Annotated in this window: 14 protein-coding genes; 5 read left to right on the top strand and 9 right to left on the bottom strand. The window is 35.2% G+C overall.

The genetic code is table 11. From position 1 onward, the window contains the following. Positions 1-99: 99 nt before the first annotated feature. Both QM481_RS16910 and QM481_RS16905 read right to left on the bottom strand, forming a co-directional pair. Positions 100-813 carry a hypothetical protein gene (locus QM481_RS16910; RefSeq protein WP_283382580.1) on the bottom strand — a complete coding sequence of 238 codons (714 nt, stop codon included), beginning with the start codon at positions 811-813 and terminating at the stop codon, positions 100-102. Positions 814-1,020: 207 nt separating this feature from the next. Further along, positions 1,021-1,794, bottom strand: a complete 774-nt coding sequence (locus tag QM481_RS16905) for an SDR family oxidoreductase (protein ID WP_283382579.1) — start codon at positions 1,792-1,794, stop codon at positions 1,021-1,023. A gap of 114 nt (positions 1,795-1,908) precedes the next feature. Between QM481_RS16905 and QM481_RS16900 the strand changes: the two genes are divergently transcribed. Next, positions 1,909-2,235: a winged helix-turn-helix transcriptional regulator gene (locus tag QM481_RS16900; RefSeq protein WP_283382578.1), complete on the top strand. Its 327-nt coding sequence runs from the start codon at positions 1,909-1,911 to the stop codon at positions 2,233-2,235. 475 nt (positions 2,236-2,710) lie between these two features. Further along, positions 2,711-3,637 (top strand): peptidase associated/transthyretin-like domain-containing protein, encoded by a 927-nt coding sequence (locus QM481_RS16895; RefSeq protein WP_283382577.1) that lies wholly within the window; start codon positions 2,711-2,713, stop codon positions 3,635-3,637. A 95-nt stretch (positions 3,638-3,732) separates the two neighbouring features. On the opposite strand, the gene QM481_RS16890 is transcribed toward QM481_RS16895, so the two are convergent. From QM481_RS16890 to QM481_RS16875, 4 genes are all read right to left on the bottom strand, one after another. Continuing rightward, positions 3,733-4,374, bottom strand: coding sequence for a hypothetical protein (locus QM481_RS16890; protein WP_283382576.1), 642 nt, complete (start codon positions 4,372-4,374; stop codon positions 3,733-3,735). Positions 4,375-4,538: 164 nt separating this feature from the next. Continuing rightward, complete coding sequence (locus tag QM481_RS16885; protein WP_283382575.1) at positions 4,539-5,441, bottom strand: hypothetical protein; 903 nt, start codon at positions 5,439-5,441, stop codon at positions 4,539-4,541. A gap of 137 nt (positions 5,442-5,578) precedes the next feature. Beyond that, positions 5,579-6,298, bottom strand: a complete 720-nt coding sequence (locus tag QM481_RS16880; protein WP_283382574.1) for a TlpA family protein disulfide reductase — start codon at positions 6,296-6,298, stop codon at positions 5,579-5,581. A 256-nt stretch (positions 6,299-6,554) separates the two neighbouring features. Then, positions 6,555-8,333 carry a hypothetical protein gene (locus QM481_RS16875; RefSeq protein WP_283382573.1) on the bottom strand — a complete coding sequence of 593 codons (1,779 nt, stop codon included), beginning with the start codon at positions 8,331-8,333 and terminating at the stop codon, positions 6,555-6,557. Positions 8,334-8,617: 284 nt separating this feature from the next. On the opposite strand from QM481_RS16875, the gene QM481_RS16870 reads away from it, so the two are divergent. Further along, a complete protein-coding gene (locus QM481_RS16870) occupies positions 8,618-8,824 on the top strand; it encodes a hypothetical protein (protein ID WP_283382572.1) in 207 nt (68 codons plus the stop codon). Here QM481_RS16870 and QM481_RS16865 read toward each other — a convergent pair. Continuing rightward, positions 8,821-9,426 carry a hypothetical protein gene (locus tag QM481_RS16865; protein WP_283382571.1) on the bottom strand — a complete coding sequence of 202 codons (606 nt, stop codon included), beginning with the start codon at positions 9,424-9,426 and terminating at the stop codon, positions 8,821-8,823. The two genes, QM481_RS16870 and QM481_RS16865, sit on opposite strands and share 4 nt — an antisense overlap. A gap of 150 nt (positions 9,427-9,576) precedes the next feature. Next, positions 9,577-10,521: a hypothetical protein gene (locus tag QM481_RS16860; RefSeq protein WP_283382570.1), complete on the bottom strand. Its 945-nt coding sequence runs from the start codon at positions 10,519-10,521 to the stop codon at positions 9,577-9,579. Positions 10,522-10,753: 232 nt separating this feature from the next. Between QM481_RS16860 and QM481_RS16855 the strand changes: the two genes are divergently transcribed. Then, positions 10,754-11,575 carry an SGNH/GDSL hydrolase family protein gene (locus tag QM481_RS16855; RefSeq protein WP_283382569.1) on the top strand — a complete coding sequence of 274 codons (822 nt, stop codon included), beginning with the start codon at positions 10,754-10,756 and terminating at the stop codon, positions 11,573-11,575. A 589-nt stretch (positions 11,576-12,164) separates the two neighbouring features. Further along, positions 12,165-16,076 carry a M12 family metallo-peptidase gene (locus QM481_RS16850; protein ID WP_283382568.1) on the top strand — a complete coding sequence of 1,304 codons (3,912 nt, stop codon included), beginning with the start codon at positions 12,165-12,167 and terminating at the stop codon, positions 16,074-16,076. Between the two features lie 492 nt (positions 16,077-16,568). Here the strand turns inward: QM481_RS16850 and QM481_RS16845 are convergent, their stop codons facing one another. Beyond that, complete coding sequence (locus QM481_RS16845; protein ID WP_283382567.1) at positions 16,569-16,724, bottom strand: hypothetical protein; 156 nt, start codon at positions 16,722-16,724, stop codon at positions 16,569-16,571. Positions 16,725-16,904 lie beyond the last annotated feature (180 nt).

Here is a 16,904-nt window from a genome sequence, read left to right as displayed (position 1 = left end):
AACACCCTTCTTGGGCTTCGTTCCGCTACGCTACACTCAGCCCAAGAAGGGTTAAATACATAATCAAAACAATCAGATTATGTATATTTTTAAACTGTACTAAAAATGGGAAGCCGACAAATTATCCACAGTTAGTTTCTCTTTTTTTACGAGTATTTTTGAAACATTAACTAAAATATTTAACTGTGGAAATGATTTGATGAACTTGAAAGCATTAGTTTTATTCCAATAATGTAAAAGTAAATTGAACGAAAAAATCAAAAGAACTACAATAAATAACGCTGGAAACTTGAAAGAAATGATGGATAAAAACAAAAGTAAAATCAAGTCAATTTTGAGATATTTTAACCAATTTGGTTTTTCCAAAAGGTTATTCTGCATCAAAGTTGAAATATAGTAAACATCAGTATTGTTTAGTTTCAAAAGTTCTGTTTGAACTTCTTCTCTTAGCTGACTGTCAGATGCGAAAAGTTCTACAAGTTTTTGAGAAGGGTCGGATAAGTTGTCAGTAGGTTCAATTAATCTTTTGAATAAGAGTTGCTGACCAATTTTACTGGTTGTTCTGTCAATGAATGTAAATAGATTGTAAAAGTCAATGTCATTTATTGTCTGTTCTGAAAGCCGATGGAAATTATTATCTTTCACAATTTCTGAAAAACTTTTAATTCCTTCAAAGTAGAATGATTCGGTTTTAGTTTTACCCCAATTGTTTCGGAAAAGTTCGATGTTTTTTTCACTTCTTCTTTTTTTATTTGACGTAAAAAGTATGACCAACAATATTAATATAGTAACTCCTATAGTCAGTACTGTCATTTCTATGATTTGTGTTTTGGGTTAAAAATTTCAAAGTGTTGGTCTCGTAGCCTTACACCCTTTGGTTTGAATATTGGCAATGTTGGGGTAATCGAAGAACAAATGTTCAGCCTTTAAATGATGCCAAATTAATGAAAAAAAGATGAAGTTTGCACTTCAGCCCCAATATTGCCAATACCTTGTTACCAGCCGTTTTTTGTCCGCTTGTTAGATTGTCGGCAAAGCACCACCATCCACCGAATAATTAATTCCATTGATATATCTCGCTTCCGCAGAAACAAGAAACGCTACAAGGTTAGCAATTTCTTCTGGTTCAGCCATTCTACCCAAGGGTACATTTACTTTATCCATTATGGCTTTGAACGCTTCGTCAAACGTGATATTGGAAGATTTTGCAATGTTTTCAATGAATTCAAGCATCAACGGTGTTTTAACTACGCCCGGTGAAACTACGTTTACTCTTATTCCTTTTGAGCCGACTTCGTTTGCTAATGCTTTGCTGTAAGCGTTCAATGCTGCTTTGGCAGAAGAATAGGACATTGTCATTTCCCAAATGGGTTGTTTTGCCGCACCCGTAGAAATATTGATGATTACGCCGTTTTTTTGTGCAATCATTGTAGGCAACAATGCTTTGTTGATACGAACTACGGACATAAAATTTAATTGCCAATCATTATTCCAATGTTCGTCCGAAAGTGTGCTGAAACCACCTCCGGGACTTAAATTAGCACCTGCATTATTGATGATAATATCTATTCTGCCATACTTTTCCAAAATTTCTTTTGCTACCGTTTCCGCACTTTCGGGTTTTGTGAGGTCTGCCGAAATGAAATGCTGTCCGTTTGTGTTTTCTTTTGGTGCAGTTCGTGCTGTTACTATTACTTGCATACCTGCATTGCTTAATTTGTCGGCAATGGCTTTGCCGATGCCTTTTGTTCCGCCTGTCACCAAAGCAACTTGTCCTTTTAATGAATTGTCCATATTAATTTTTTAAAGATGAGTTGCAAAGTAAAATCTAATACTTTACTTTTGAAAGTAGTTACACCAATGTATAGTAATACCATAAAGTAAAGAATTGAACAAAATCAAGCGTCTATGAGCAAAAAAAAAATACAACAGCCCGAAGAAAAATGTACACTTCAAGAAATTTTGAATGTAATAGGCGGAAAATGGTCTATGTCCATTATCTATGCTTTGTTTTCGGGGACAAAGCGTTTTAGTGAATTAGAACGAATTGTGCTCAACATAAATACCCGAATGTTGGTAAAGGAATTGAAGAATATGGAAGCAAACGGAATTGTAGTAAGAAAAGTTTACGCAACTGTTCCGCCTACGGTTGAATACACCTTAACGACAAAAGGGGAAAAGTTAGAACCGATTATTAACGAACTGTATAAATGGGGGGTTGAATATGTTGGCTAATGGCTAACCGTTACTGTTGATTTGAAGGGCGTCGGTAAAATGGCAGGTAACTCCTAAATATATGAAGGTATTGTAGTACTTTCTGGACTACTTTTTATTGCATATCCAATCCATTTAATTCAACGAAAACATAGAGCTTTTATAGTCTCCGCTTTTCAGTTGCTAGTGCATGAGTGCGCTCGCAATTTAAATGAATTTTGTTTTCGCTAACTACTGTAAAATATAAAAGGGTGCCTAAATCACACAGAAGCCATCATTATTAACAAACAAGTTACATTTGAAGTAATTGTGACAAATCTATTTCAAATAACCTTTTGCTCTTATGCCTCCTCTTCTGAGGTAAATTACCCTCTTTCATACCAACAGTAATACAAAAACTAGATGTTAAGCTCTGAAAGTTTTTCAAGTCATGTACCTAAACCAGTGATAGAAATACTATTTTAGAAAGACTATACGTTTTCCTGATAAAAAATCTATGCCATTCGCCAAATTGCTACTTTCTGTCTTTTTGCTGCTACTTTTATTGCAACCTTCTTTTGCACAAAACACTATTAAAATACAAGTGATTAATGCCAACAATCATCATGTACCTGTTGTTGGTGCGACTATTCAAACCATAGGAAGAAGGTATTTTATGTTGAGTAATGAAAATGGTTTTTTTGAGCTTGATCAAATGATCATTAATAAAAATGACAGTCTCAAAATAACTTGTATTGGTTTTCAAGCCATTACAATCTTTGTATCAGATTTGTTAAATCATCCTCTAATACAGTTGAAAGAGACCACTACCGAATTAGGAGAAGTGAATGTATATGCCAATGAATCATTTAAAACAGTTATAGGAAATGTGGATAGTAAGGGAGGAAACACCATGAATTTATCGTTTGGAGATAAAGTCGCCTTGTTTATTCCAAATTTGGGAATACAACATGGCTATGTAACTAAGTTTCGATACTTCGCAAAACCCAATTTTGGCTTGGAAGACCACTATACTGAACCCTTTTTGATTCAATTATATTCGGTAGACTCCGTACACGGCAACCCTGACAAATCATTATTAAAAGAGGCATTGTTACTGAAAGCAAATAAAAGAAATAAATGGAATGAATTTGACTTATCACAGTATTGTATCCCAATCCCATCCAACGGGATTTTTGTTTCCTTTAGTTTATTAAACCAACAAGAGTATAATTATCAAGAAAAGTATATTGAGACTTATTCTGTTCTTGAACAAAAACGTGTTCCCATCAAAAGAGTGGTTTCTCCCAAAATTTCCTTCTCCATGAATATCTATAAAAACTTACATAACTGGATTTATCGAGAGAAGTCACGCAAATGGTCAGAATTTCCAGCATCCTTGGGGACATTTATGCTTGGTTTGGAGGTACAGGTATATGAATAGCTTTTGTAGATAAAAAACAGACCTCCTTTAAATGGCTTTAAAAGAGGTCTGGATGAGGGGTTTAGTGAAAATGAGTTGTTCAACTGCTACCCGTGTTATGGCTCGTTTTTTCTTCCGTGTAATAGTTGTTTAATCTCATTAGTCATTTCTATTTTTCCGTCAGTCAAGAGTTTACCTTTCATGTAGATTACATAGTATTCATATGTCCCTGGTGTTTCATTTCCAAGGCTGTCACAAGTGTAAGTGCTTATTGTGTCTGATGTGTAAAATGAATAATCCTTTTTTAGGGTCATAAATTCTTCACAAGAAAATCCGCAGTCGGAACCACAACCGCCAATTGCAATAGTTTTTTGGTCTATAACTTGTCCATTTAATTTGTAGGTCGTTAATACTGGCAAATAACAGTCAGCTGCTCCGAGTGTTATTGTCGCTACATAGTTTCCATTTATAGGTATTTGTCCATACGCCAAAGAGTATTCGTCTGCATATTTTTTAAACCTATTCCCGTCAAACTGCTTAAAACCGTCAGAACTAATGTAGCAACCTTTTATAGTAATTGGTAATTCCATTTTCTTGAAGTTGTCCAAAAATTCAGAAAACTCATCATTGACAGCAGGAAATTCACTTTCATTATTTGTGCTATCTTTACCATTATTCTCAGCCTTGTCATTAGTTGTCTGCTCACAACCAAGAACAATTAATAGTCCTAAAATTGTAAATATTCCTTTTAGTTTCATTGTCTTACTGTCGTCTTTTAAAATGAGCCATAACGAACAGGGCTTGCTGCTATGGCACGGCTTTGAAAACTATCAGCTCAGATATAGCACAAAAGCTGATAGAATTACAACTGTTGAATATTGCACTTCTGCCGTGCTATTGCAAAACTGCTTGTTGTAGGCTGTTATATTTTTTCCATGATAATTTTATCCTCTGTCAGTCTTACTTTCATTGTACTATTACAAAGTGTTTGAATCGTTCGATTGTTATTGGTATAATTTTCCAGAACTTGTCCATTGGTCTCGTCCAGAATAATTGTTTTGTTGTTAATTGAAAACTCCAACGAATTATTAATTATTGTCAAATTATTCAGTCCAAAACCATAACTATGTATGTTTTCATTTCCAAGTTCCGTTAAAGTAAAAAATGCCTCCCATTCTATTTTACTACTATCAATTAGATTTACTTTCGTTAGGACACCAATAGTGTCTTTAAGTCCAAAATGATAAACCACGTTTTGTTTTTTTGAAAACTCAAAGGCAGAAGTTGCCCAGTATTCATAGACTTCTTGCCAATCTCCAATCTCGTTTTGACGATATACAATTAACCCTTGACCTCCTTGTTCACCATGAATTAGGGCAACATATTTATTGTCAAATGAGTATTTAATTTGCAAAGGTTGAGCAGGAATTGAAATTTCTGTACTTGATAGAGTGTTTAGATTTAAAGGATAAACTGTATACCAAGGCTGTCCAACAGCTAACCAATTCTCGTCATTTGATAATTTTAGTATATCTAAATTCCAGTCAAAATAGTATTCATCGGAAAGAGGTAATTTTACTTCTCTAATAATTGCTTCGGATTCCAAATTAATGAATTGAATAATTCCATTTTTCTTCCCAATAATTAAATTGTTTTCTGTTTCCAAGAATTCAAAACTCCTGAAATACTCATCCTTGCCAAACCCAAGTTTCATCTCTTTTATAAAGATTAACTTATTGTCTTTTATTTCATAAATTTGCAACAAATCAAGCTGATTGCTGACTATAAATTTATTTTCTGTTAACTTTCCGTAAGAGTATTTCATAGTTTATGAGTTTCTCAATAATGGCCTACAACGTTTTGAAGCTTGGCGAAGTGGCGGAAATCGAAGCACAAAAGTTCAATCGAAGAACTACCATTGAATTTAGTACTGAACTCGCGATTTTGCCAAACTGCTGTTGGCTACAGTAATTGGTTAATTAGCTCCTCAAAATATTCAATTGAATGATTTATTTCATTCTCCTTATGACTTGGTATTGGACCTTCTATATTTCTTATAAAACCTTCCTTGTCGATAAAAATATTTTCAGGGTAAGGATACGAACCTATTTCGTTTATAAAATTCTCACCATTTACAATATGAGCAAATTCAAACTTTCGTTTCTTTAAAAAATCTAAAACATCTTCTTTTTGCTCAAATGTCAACGAAACAAAATCAACTTTTTCAGCGTATTTTTCTTTTAGTCTATTTAATGCTGGCATTTCGGCAATACACCCAGGACAATTAATAAACCAAAGATTAATCAATGTTGGCTTATTTTTCTTTCCACCAATAATTATTTTTTCACCGTTAATTGAAGTAAAATTACGTTGAGGAATCTTCATTCCTATTTTTTCATAGGCATTCGCTCGAACAATGTATTTATCTCCAATTCTCAGGTCGTATTTAAAATTTTGAATAATAGAATCGGAAGACTTTTCTATTTTATAAAACACAAAATTTATACTAGTTTTTTTAATTGAATCTGTGTTTTTTTTGTACAAAGAATTTCCAAACTTTTCAAATTCAGTTTTATTCAATATTTCTCCTGTATGAAGATTTTTATAAAAGTTAGGTTCATCCCTTTCTTTATTACAGCTAATTATGAAGACAAAAATTATGATTGAAAAGAAATGTTTCATTGTAGATTATTTGTTTTTGTAGCCAACGATTTTGCGCTTGGCGGAGTGGCGGATTTCGGAGCACAAAACTGTCAATACACGACAAAAGATGATGCGATGTAGAATGTTCAATTAACCAAGTCACCCACAATTGAGCCAAACGCCTGTTGGCATCTGGTGTTTTGTCCGCTCGTCTTTGTATACCGTTGTCAATGTTGTGTATTAGTGTCATTGTCCGTTTGCTTTTTTGTTTTTCTGTGTCGGGTTGTGCGTTGCCTTATTCTTTCTTGTCTTTGTATTCCTCTGGCATTTTATATTTTTCTAAGTTGTCTAAGAATGCTTTAATGTTAGAATGGTTGCGGTATTTAGCAACCAAGCTTGTCAGTGTTACAACTGAAAATATTAAACCACCAAACCATAAGGCGGCTGAAATGATTAAGTTCTTGTTTAATTCAGAAAACAAGTCTTTTGCAGTTTCCATATTCCAGTCAGACCTAATAAGCATCCATAAAAGCCCACCGATAAATATTACAATACCAATAAAAAGTTCAATCCAGTTTTTTCTTCTCCATTTGGATAGTTCTCTTACAAAGTAAACGTCACGTTTTATTTTGATTAGTTCATTTTCTGCTTTTAATCGCTTTTTCTTCTCTTCGTCTAATTGTGCAGTATTCTCATTTACAGTTTTAATAGCTGTTGATTGTGTTGTTTTTGCTTCGTGCAGTTTCGTTTTGTAGTTGTCACGAACTTCATCAAGTTGTTTTTCCTTTTTAACCAAGCGATGAATTAATTCTTGGAATTCTTTCATCCGTTTTTCACCTTCTTCTCTTTCAATGTCCGCCTCACGTTGTAGCCGTTTTACAAAATCTTCTGAATTGGTATCTGCAATTTTATTGAGTTCTTCAAGGTTTTTAAGATTTCTATTTGCGATTCGTGTAGCTACTCTAACAATGTCCTTGTCTGAAATTTTCTCTGCTGCATATTTCTTGATGTTGTCGTCAAGCTCTCTGATGATTGCAGATTTAGGAAGCGTTTCATTCAAAGTGCAAGAAATCATTCTTGTAATACCTATTTCTGCAAGGTCTGCTTCGCCAACTTGCTTTTTGATGTTAGGATTACTAAGCCAAAGTATATTGATGAAATCTTCGGCTCTTATTGTTTCAGGTTGGTGACCGTTTTCACCTTTTGTTGAAATCAAACTGTCTGATGATTGCCAAGCACTTGAATTATTAACGAACCAACAATTTACTTTATCAAAGTCTTTGATTCGTTTGTTGCCTCTTTTGTCTCTCACATAATATAAAACAGTTGCATCGTGTAAAGCGGCAAAGTCATTATTTCTAATGGCTTTGAATTTCTTAAACTCATCGCTAAATCTTGCAAGGTTCTGATATTTGTCTGAGTGTGGAATTACTGTAATACCAAGTTCCCCTAAATCATCTTCTAAGTTGTCCGCTATTCTTTGAAGGTCTGTTTTGTTTAGTTTTCTTCTGTCGCAAGCATTGTAAATATCTTCTGGGTCAATTTTCTTGGCTAAAAATGCACTATCAAAATGTTCGGCTCTCTTTTCTAAAAGGTTTCTTGTTTCTGCAATTGTAATATTCAAAACATTCAAACGGTAGCCAAGTGATTTTGCAATTTCAACTAACTTGTTACAAGTGTGTGTGCTTTCAGAAGTTTTTAAGTCCAAAAGTGATACAATGAAATTGGTGTCAAATAGTAACTCAATTTGAAGATTGATAGGGTTTGTTTGATACTCGATGTAACTGGAAATAATTGAACCTAAATAGATGTTTTTGATTAGGTCAAATACTTCCTTGAAATTTTTAAAATAGTCAACAAAAAGGGCTTCAATGGTGAAATCATCTTTTCTACGCTTTCCTTTAAATGAAAGATATTTGGCAATAGTAGTTTTATTGCTTTCTATAAATTCAAAAATGCCGCTTTGTTCTTCAAGTTTTACATTATTGATTTTGCAGAAGTCTGCAAAAAGCTGTTCTAATTTTTGAATTTCGTCCTCTTTGTCTTTTACCAGTTCCTCAAATTCAACGAACACATAATCAGTAATGGCAAAGGCATTATCCGAATACAGTTGAAATTTGCCAACACCCTCTTGATTTACTTCGGTGGCAATTCTTGAAAGAATAATTTTTAAAACTGGAATTGGAATATCTAACTTATATTCTTCGTCAACACGAGTTTTGATTTCTGCAATACTTTTACCTTGCGTAATGCCTTCATTACACATTTTCGTTAAGGTACGTTTTACGAGTGGCTTAAAAACATCAAAAAGGTCTTTTACAAGATTGCCACTGTTATTTATGTGGGCTAAAAGGCTATATGCTACTACTTTGTTATGTTCCATTCTCAGTTTTTAGTCGTCTGTTTATCGTTGTTGGTGCGTCCTTTACACTTGCTGACAACGTTTCTGGGCTTTGCGATGGTGGGGCAAAAGAAGCACAAAACCTCAAATTTGCACAAATGTTGAAACGAAGAACAACTGTTGAACTTTGCAGTTTCGCCCCATTATTGCAAAACCCTTGTTAACTGATGTTTTTTTCTGTTTTAATTAGTTCGTCTAAATTATTGAATACATATCGTTCATTTGTTCCAATTCCATATTCACCAAGTTGAAATTTTGTCAAGCTCAAATCATTTTCTACTACAAGGATTTCATCTGTCAATGGGAAATTTACTTCTCGATTATTGACTTCAATTGCTGAACAAATTAAAAAACCATTTGCAGTTTTGAACTCAATTTCTTGTGGTACAAAATATTTTCCCCAATTCGATTTTGTCCAATAAACTGTTGTCTTTGTAATTAGTTGTCCAACAATTTCAGAAGGATAAACAACAGGTTTCTTGTCATCAATACTTTCAAAATCGGTTACTTTTCCAACTAAAATATTCAGTCCATTATAATTTTTGCCAAAGAATAAGTTTCCTAAACAATATGTCTGTTCTGAAATTCTAAGTTCAATTGCATTCAAAAGACTTTTTCCATATTCGTTTGGCTGTTCATTAAAGTCAATGTCATCTTCGCCCAAATAAAAAACAACTTGTTCGATTTTTTGTCCAACGAAAGTTTGACAAGTCTTAAATAATTTTTCATATTCATTTATTTCTTCTGTTGTCCAAGGTTTTGTCATAAAATATCAGCTAACGTTTTGCAGCTACCCGAAGGGCGGGACTTTTACCACTAAACTTCATTCGGAGCACTGAATTTTCGACTACCACAAAACTGTCTGCGAAGCACGAAACCCCGCCTTTTGAGTAGGTGCTGTTATGTGCTGTATTTACTATTCGATTCTTTGTCCCCAATTATGAAGTTCTTTTTCTGATGTAATTCCCAATGCGGTTAAAAACCTACCCCTAAAATGATAGTTTGTCCTTTGATAGTGAGCTGAAGCGTATTCTATAATGTCTGTTGATGTATATTCTTCCTCTATTTTCGTAGAGAATTTCTTGTCGGAGTTTAGCTTTTCAATAAGGTCTTTTGAAACTGGTAAAATTAGTATTCCTACTCCATACAATTCTGCATAATGTTTTAAATCAGGGTCAATTTTATTTAAGAACTCTTCTGAATGAGCAAAAGCAAAGTATGTACGGTTTGAAAATCGTTTATGTGCAACAGATTCGAATATCCATGTCTTCCAATCTTTTAATGTTGTTTTTATTTCAATAGTCGCAACTTCAATATCTGTAGTCTTTCCTAGCATTTCATGAATGTTTAGTCCTGTAACATCAGGGTTTCCCCATGTTCCTAAATCGCGGTTTTTTGTTGAAGAAGTGTCTTTTACTTGCCCAAACCCTTGAGTAAACAACCAGTTCGTAAATACTGGATAGAGAAACTTTTCTTTTTCATTTCTTTTCTTGTCCTCAGACTCAACTGTTGTTTGATTAGATTCTTCATTGCTATCGATAGAACCTGTAGCTTCCTCAACTTTATCAACAAGATAATATCCTTGTTTTTTACCTAAACAATTTACTTTAGAGTCTTTAGACTTTACAAGTTTAGACAAGCTAACAATGAATGTATTCAGTGGAATTTTATGGTCAGAATAACTATTCTCAATTATATCAAATAGCACCTTACCTGATAAGGCATTTTTGTCATTATTGATGTCTTTCTTCTCAAGGATTTGCTCTACTAAGGTTTTCACCTGAGTATCTCTATCAAGGTCTGAAAAGTTTTCGGGAATATTTAAGTCAACTTTGTCAGCTGATTTTATTTTTTTACTCATAGCTCTCTGTTTTAATATAGCACATAACGATTATATAACTGCAATATAAATAATTCTTATGGCGTCTATCCAACGATTATAGAATATAACCGCATGTTTGGAGTAATTTTGAATTTTATTAACCAAAATCAATAAGCCTTATCCTTTTAGAAGTCCTTTCGTTAACAGATATACGTATGATGTTTTTGGTTAGATAAATATGACTTTTCGCTTTTAGACAAAAACGATCATTATGAAAACAAAACTCTTACCTCTCTTATTCCTCTTCTTTATTTTAATGTCCTTTGCGCCCGAAAAACGTCAATGGGTGGCTATTGGTGACTCTATTACTTATCTCAACGATCATCCCGAGCAGACAGGCAATCGCATTACAAAGGGATATATGACCCTCATTACTCAGGAACATCCTGAACTCAACTTTATCAATCAAGGTCATAATGGCTGGACAGCTGTGAAGATTGCGGAGAAAATAGAAACCTTGAATATCGTAAAAGCCGATGTTTACACCGTTTTATTAGGTACCAACGATTGGTGGCAAGGTAAGCCTCTTGGTTCGATACAAGACTATGAAAACAGCACAGGTTATAATACCTTCTTTGGCGCTTACCGAATTATTATAGATTACTTGAAAAAGCTAAATCCTGAAGCAAAAGTAGTCTTGATTACACCTATGCAAAGGGTTGATTTTGTGTATATCGCTAATCCTAAAAATAATGCTTTTGGCTCATATCGTGCCAAAAATAATCAGCAATTGGAAGCTTTTGCGGAGGCAGTTAAGGCTATTGCGAAAAAGGAGGGATACAAATCGTTGGATTTGTATCATGAGAAAAAACTAGCACACAAAACACTAGTAAATTTCAAAAGACTCAAAGATCCTCAAACGGGGGAATACAAAAATTATCCGTTTCCAGATTTTATTGATGTGCCTTTTAATCCTGAAAAAGACGAATACCCATATCCAGTCGAGTCCATTGCGATGACTTATGATGGCTTGCATCCTTCCGACAAAGGCTACGAGATAATAGCCAAAAGGCTTTGGAAATTGATGAAGTAAAACGCACGGTCGGTATTGTTAAAAATACCGACTTTTTTTATGTCCAAAAACTTGATAAATAAGCCAATTCAGCTAAATGAAGAATATTTTACAGAGACGAACTATTTTATTATCCGAAATATGAGCATCACGATTTAATTATTTTGTAGTTATCCAAGAATAATAGACCTATTTGGTTGATACTTGGATTTTTGGCATAAAAAATGCGGGATTTTTACTCTAGAAAATATACGTAACGCAAACGGCTTTTTTCTAATTTGAAAACAACATTACAAGTATGGATAATTTCTCCCCGCATAGGAAAATTTACCCTTTTTGTATTGTCAACAGGAATCCAAACCTTTAGCCCGCCAAGCACAGGTTCTGGTCATGACTGGATATAAGCACTAGAAATTTTCTGCAACAAAATTTCTATCTGTATCTAAAATACCTCGATTTGCTTGGGACAAAGTTTGACTTTCCCATTCTACACTACTTTAAGTTAGTTTGACGAAATCTGGACATTCCAGCATCCGCCAATACTAGAATCACAATGCCATAACGCAATGGCATAGTCAGAATTAACTTAATCCGTCGAGGTAATACAATTATGAATAAACTACCGCTCATTGTTTATTTGCTATTGTTTGCGCCTTTCTTATTTGCCCAACAAACTCAGGAGACTCCCACTTGTGGAGTAAATGACTCTCAAATGTCTGCTGATGCCCTAAGTAGAGTAAGAAATGCCCAAAAATTTATACTAGCTTCCAAAGCTTCCCGAACTACTCAAAGTGGTCCTTGGATTTGTCGCCTTGCGATAGAGATTGACTCTGAAACTTTTGAAAAGTTTGACTCAGATTCAGTTTATATCAAAAGAGAGGTGCTAAATGCCATCTCGCAGGTATCAAAGGTCTATGAAAAAGAGATGAATGTTCGGCTAGTTCCTACCGTTATCCATATCTGGAAAGACGCTCAGAAAGACCCATATCGAGGCAATCGTAATATTTATGATTTGCTGGGTTTATTCAATTCTACTTGGAACTACCAAGACGAATTTAAAGCCATAGCTTATCAATTTGACAAGGCGTTATTCATTACTTCAAAAAGCTTGCAGGGCGCTGCTGGGATTGCCTATTTGGGCGGTACAGAATGCGTGGTGCCATGGGGACAGGCTGGGCTCGGAACCGTAGCGCATGAGTTGGCGCATACTTTTGGGGTTCCGCACACCCAAAGTTGTGAATGGCCCGAAGGACCTTTGGATTATTGTACTCCCTCAGAAGGTTCATGCTATGATGGCGCACTGAACACTACGGCTGGTACGATTATGAGTTATTGCGGTCCAAGACTTTCCACTTTTCATGAACTTTGTCGCTCAGTAATTCAGCAATATGCAAAGGATAATCTTCCTTCAGCGACTGCCAAACCAGAAAGTCCTTTTTTATTTACTAATTACAGCTTTCAGAACCATGCTGTCATCGACTGGAAACCTGTAGTTACAGCAGACTATTATATTGTTCAAACGGCGTTATCTGCTAATTTTTCGACTGTACAAAAAACGGATACCGTCAACAAAAGTGTGTGGAGTTCCTCTCTTTTACGAATGGGACAAAATTATTTGCGCATCAAAGCATGTAATAGTATCGGCTGCTCTGAGTGGAGTAATGCTGTTTGGAATGTGCCAACCGAAGCCGTATTGCCACCATTTGCAAAATATCCATTAACATCAACTGCCAATTTATCGACCAATTTTACTCTTATTTATACTTCGGTTCCTAACGCTTCTGCGTATGAAGTGCAGGTAGCAGCACTTTCAGATACGGATTTTAAAAACCCTATTTTTCAGACAAGTTCTTCAAGTACTTCGGTTTTGACCAAAATGAATTATTATGCCAATCAGCTCAAATGGCGTGTTCGTTCGGTAGTCGGAACATCGAAAAGTGTTTGGTCAGAAGTACAATATGTATTGGTGAGTAATCCCAATAACTATATTTCTACTAATTATCTGACAGAAAATTCTTCCCTAAAAGTGTTGGAGTATTCAGGTAATTATATCAATAATCAGTCAGTAATCAAATTGACTATTGCGACAGATTCAAGTTTCAAAAATATTTTATGCACGAAAAGTGCTCAAAATATTGCGGCAAAATCAACTTATACCTATTCATTTTGGTTGGATTCGCTACAGAGCAATCAGACCTATTTTGTTAAGGTAGAGGAGCTATACAAGGAACCCGAATATTTGTTGAATATACCAAGTGGCGTAGTTTCGACTACCAAAACAAGTTTTGTGTACAAAGGGCTTTCTCAGGGTGCACAGGTAGCGTATTTTGGCAAAGACAACAATCCTGATTTGGCGAATTCTATCAATGCTGTAGAGATTCGGGAGAATGAAATTGTGGCACAAAATGCCAGAGGGATTTTTACGATTCAAGTCAATAATTTACAGGTCAAAACCTTTGACCATGCCAATACAACTGGAGCGATTGGGAATCAAAATTATGGTTTGTCCCTTTCAGGAGGCGACCCGACTATCAAAACGATTCAACTATTAGGAAAAAGACTTTTACCAAGTAGTTCATTGGTGTACGCCTTACGAAAGTTGGATCCTGTGGCAGGAAAGATGTTATCTTCTGTAGAGCTGTCAAATCCCGATAATATTTCTCCTTCGAAGTTCGACTACGCAAATCAGTTGTTTTATGGATATTCGGATGTGAAAGGGGCTTCTGTTTTTGGGAAAATTGAAAAAGATAGTTTAAAAACGCTATTTACCTACAAAAGCGCCGAGTCAAATGTGTATTTCCAGACACCTGTTTGGAGCCAAAATAGTATGTGGGTGGAGGTTTATAAATACAATTCACAAAGTAGAGAACTTTGGCAATATGATTTGGCTACTAAGCAAATAAAGACTTTTACCAAGGCAGAATTACCACAACTTTCAAGTGCCATCAATCAAACTTTTATGGATAGCAAAGGAGTGTTTTGGGTGTTGCAAAATGGGAGAGTCCTAAGATATTCGGAGGGTACTTGGGAGGTACAGAACTATGCTTCGTTTCTGAAACCTACCTATATCGCCGAAGATGCACAACGCAATATTTACATTTATGATAGTGGCAATATCTTGAAATATGCCGACCAAACTTGGTCAAAAACTGGTAATATCGTATTAAATACCACTGGACTGAGTAAGATGCTGGCGGATGTAAAAGGGAATATTTGGTTTCAATATCCTAATTTTTTGATTAGATATAATACTTGTTCTGGAGCGCCCAACCAACCTAAATTGACTGCTCAAAGTCCTTCGATAGAGTATGGACAGCAAGTTCAATTAACCGCCCAAGGCTGTTCTCAAGTTACTTGGAGTTGGTCAAATAAGGTAGAAGGGGCTCAACAAAAAACGTCTACTTCTGCCACGTTGATGGTAAATCCAACGGTGACCACTACCTACTCTGCTACTTGCGAAAATAGCGGTTGTTCGAGTTTGCCTTCAAATACGACAATTAATGTCATTCCAATTATTAAATTCCAGTCTTCAGGTATTCAAATAGTATGTGCGAGCGACTCTATTAAATTGGAGGCAAAGATATTTGGAGAGATAACGAATGCTGAAAGCTTTGTCATGCAGGTAAAATTGGCAAATGGTGCTTCTCAAACTATCAAGCCGATTAAACAGGAATTAATAGGTACTCAAACTTATCGTATTACAGACTTATCACAAAGATTTGGCACAGGTATTTTTCAGGTAAGTTTGCGAGGACTAACTACAGGGTTGTTGTCAAAAGATACACTGACTGGAAAAATTGCCAGCGTGCCAGCGGTATCTGCTATGGGCGATACCACCTGTGCAGGTGAACCAGCTCAGATAAGCGTTCGAGGAGGAAGTACTTACCAGTGGTCAGGGCCAAACGGTTTTTCTTCGTCCAATAGTTCAATCGTATTTAGTAAATCTCAAACCGAGAATTCGGGGACATATCTAGTTAAAGTAACTGATGATAACGGTTGTACGAACACTACCAAAACAGTTTTGTTGGTAAAACCATCACCCAAAATAGAGGCCAATTTCAATGAAGATATTATCAATCATACTTTGACTCTATCTGCCTCAGGTGGGGTAAATTATCTGTGGCAAGGGCCTAATCAATTTACTTCTACAAACGCAAAACCAATCATTGAGAATGTTACTGCTGCATACAACGGAACCTATACGGTTCGAGCATGGGGTGGTAATAGCTGTACCAATTATGCCCAACTCAAAGTAGCCTTAGCCATGCCACTTGGTTTTGAAGGAGAAATCAATCAGAGTTTGTTGGCGTTTCCTAATCCCGCCAGAGATGTGGTAACCTTAAAAAGTACTTTACAAGGAGAAATTGATGTGAAGTTGGTAGATATGCTGGGTAATGTTGTTTTCGAAAGCTCATTTAGAGAATCTACCAAAGTCTCAACGGCTGACTTGAATCGGGGAGTATATCTGGTCTGGTTTCAATCGAATAAGGATCGTGTTTCACAGAAATTGATTTTAGAGTAGAGGCTTAGAATATGATTAAAATTTCTAAGTTATTAAAAATGAAAGAGTTTTTATTTTTTCTGAAATCCTGTTGTTTGAGCCGCAGGCGAGTTTAGGATTTCTTGACTTTCTTTTGTTACTTTTCTTGTGTCAAGACAAGAAAAGTAAGGTGTGGCGAATGGAAATTTCGTTTTCTGATGAGAACCAAATAAAATTTTTAAACACACTATTAATTGAGTGAATGTTGATTGAGTGATTTTTATGTATTTCTCTAGTTGAGGCGCAATGCTTTACGTCTAAAGAAGTGTCATGCTGAAATATAGTATCAAAAAAGGCTTTCGAAAAACTATTTTCGAAAGCCTTTTTTCCTGATAGAGTGCGGCTTAAGTCGCACCCTATCAGGAAAAGCACTTTTAGGAAGCTTTCAAAGCGACAATAAGGACAAAAATCATTGACGCTAGTAGTATCAATAATAAAACCAATGCTCCGAATGACCTTTTGAGATGAGTTGAATTAGGCTTTTTCTTTTTCATGCGCAAAAGCCTTTAACTTCCTCGAAAGAATGTTATCCATTTTTTCAAGCGAAGTAATATTAATTTGTATTTCAAACATAGTATATAAAATAGCAAGCGTCACGGCTGCTATGCCTACTGATAATGCGAGTATCATATTGGTAAAATGATTATGAAGCTGTTTAAACTTTCATAAACTTGCTCGCGTAAGCAATGAATTTATACTGTTTGAGCGAAGCGAGTTTATAAATTCTTGATTTTTTTGCGGCCGCCGCTGCGGTTACTTTTTGTATCAAGACAAAAAGTAAGATGAAGAATTAATCAATAAAATATGCTT

The organism is Flectobacillus rivi (assembly GCF_030056655.1).
Taxonomy (GTDB): domain Bacteria; phylum Bacteroidota; class Bacteroidia; order Cytophagales; family Spirosomataceae; genus Flectobacillus; species Flectobacillus rivi.
This window is presented reverse-complemented; position numbering and strand designations above follow the sequence as displayed.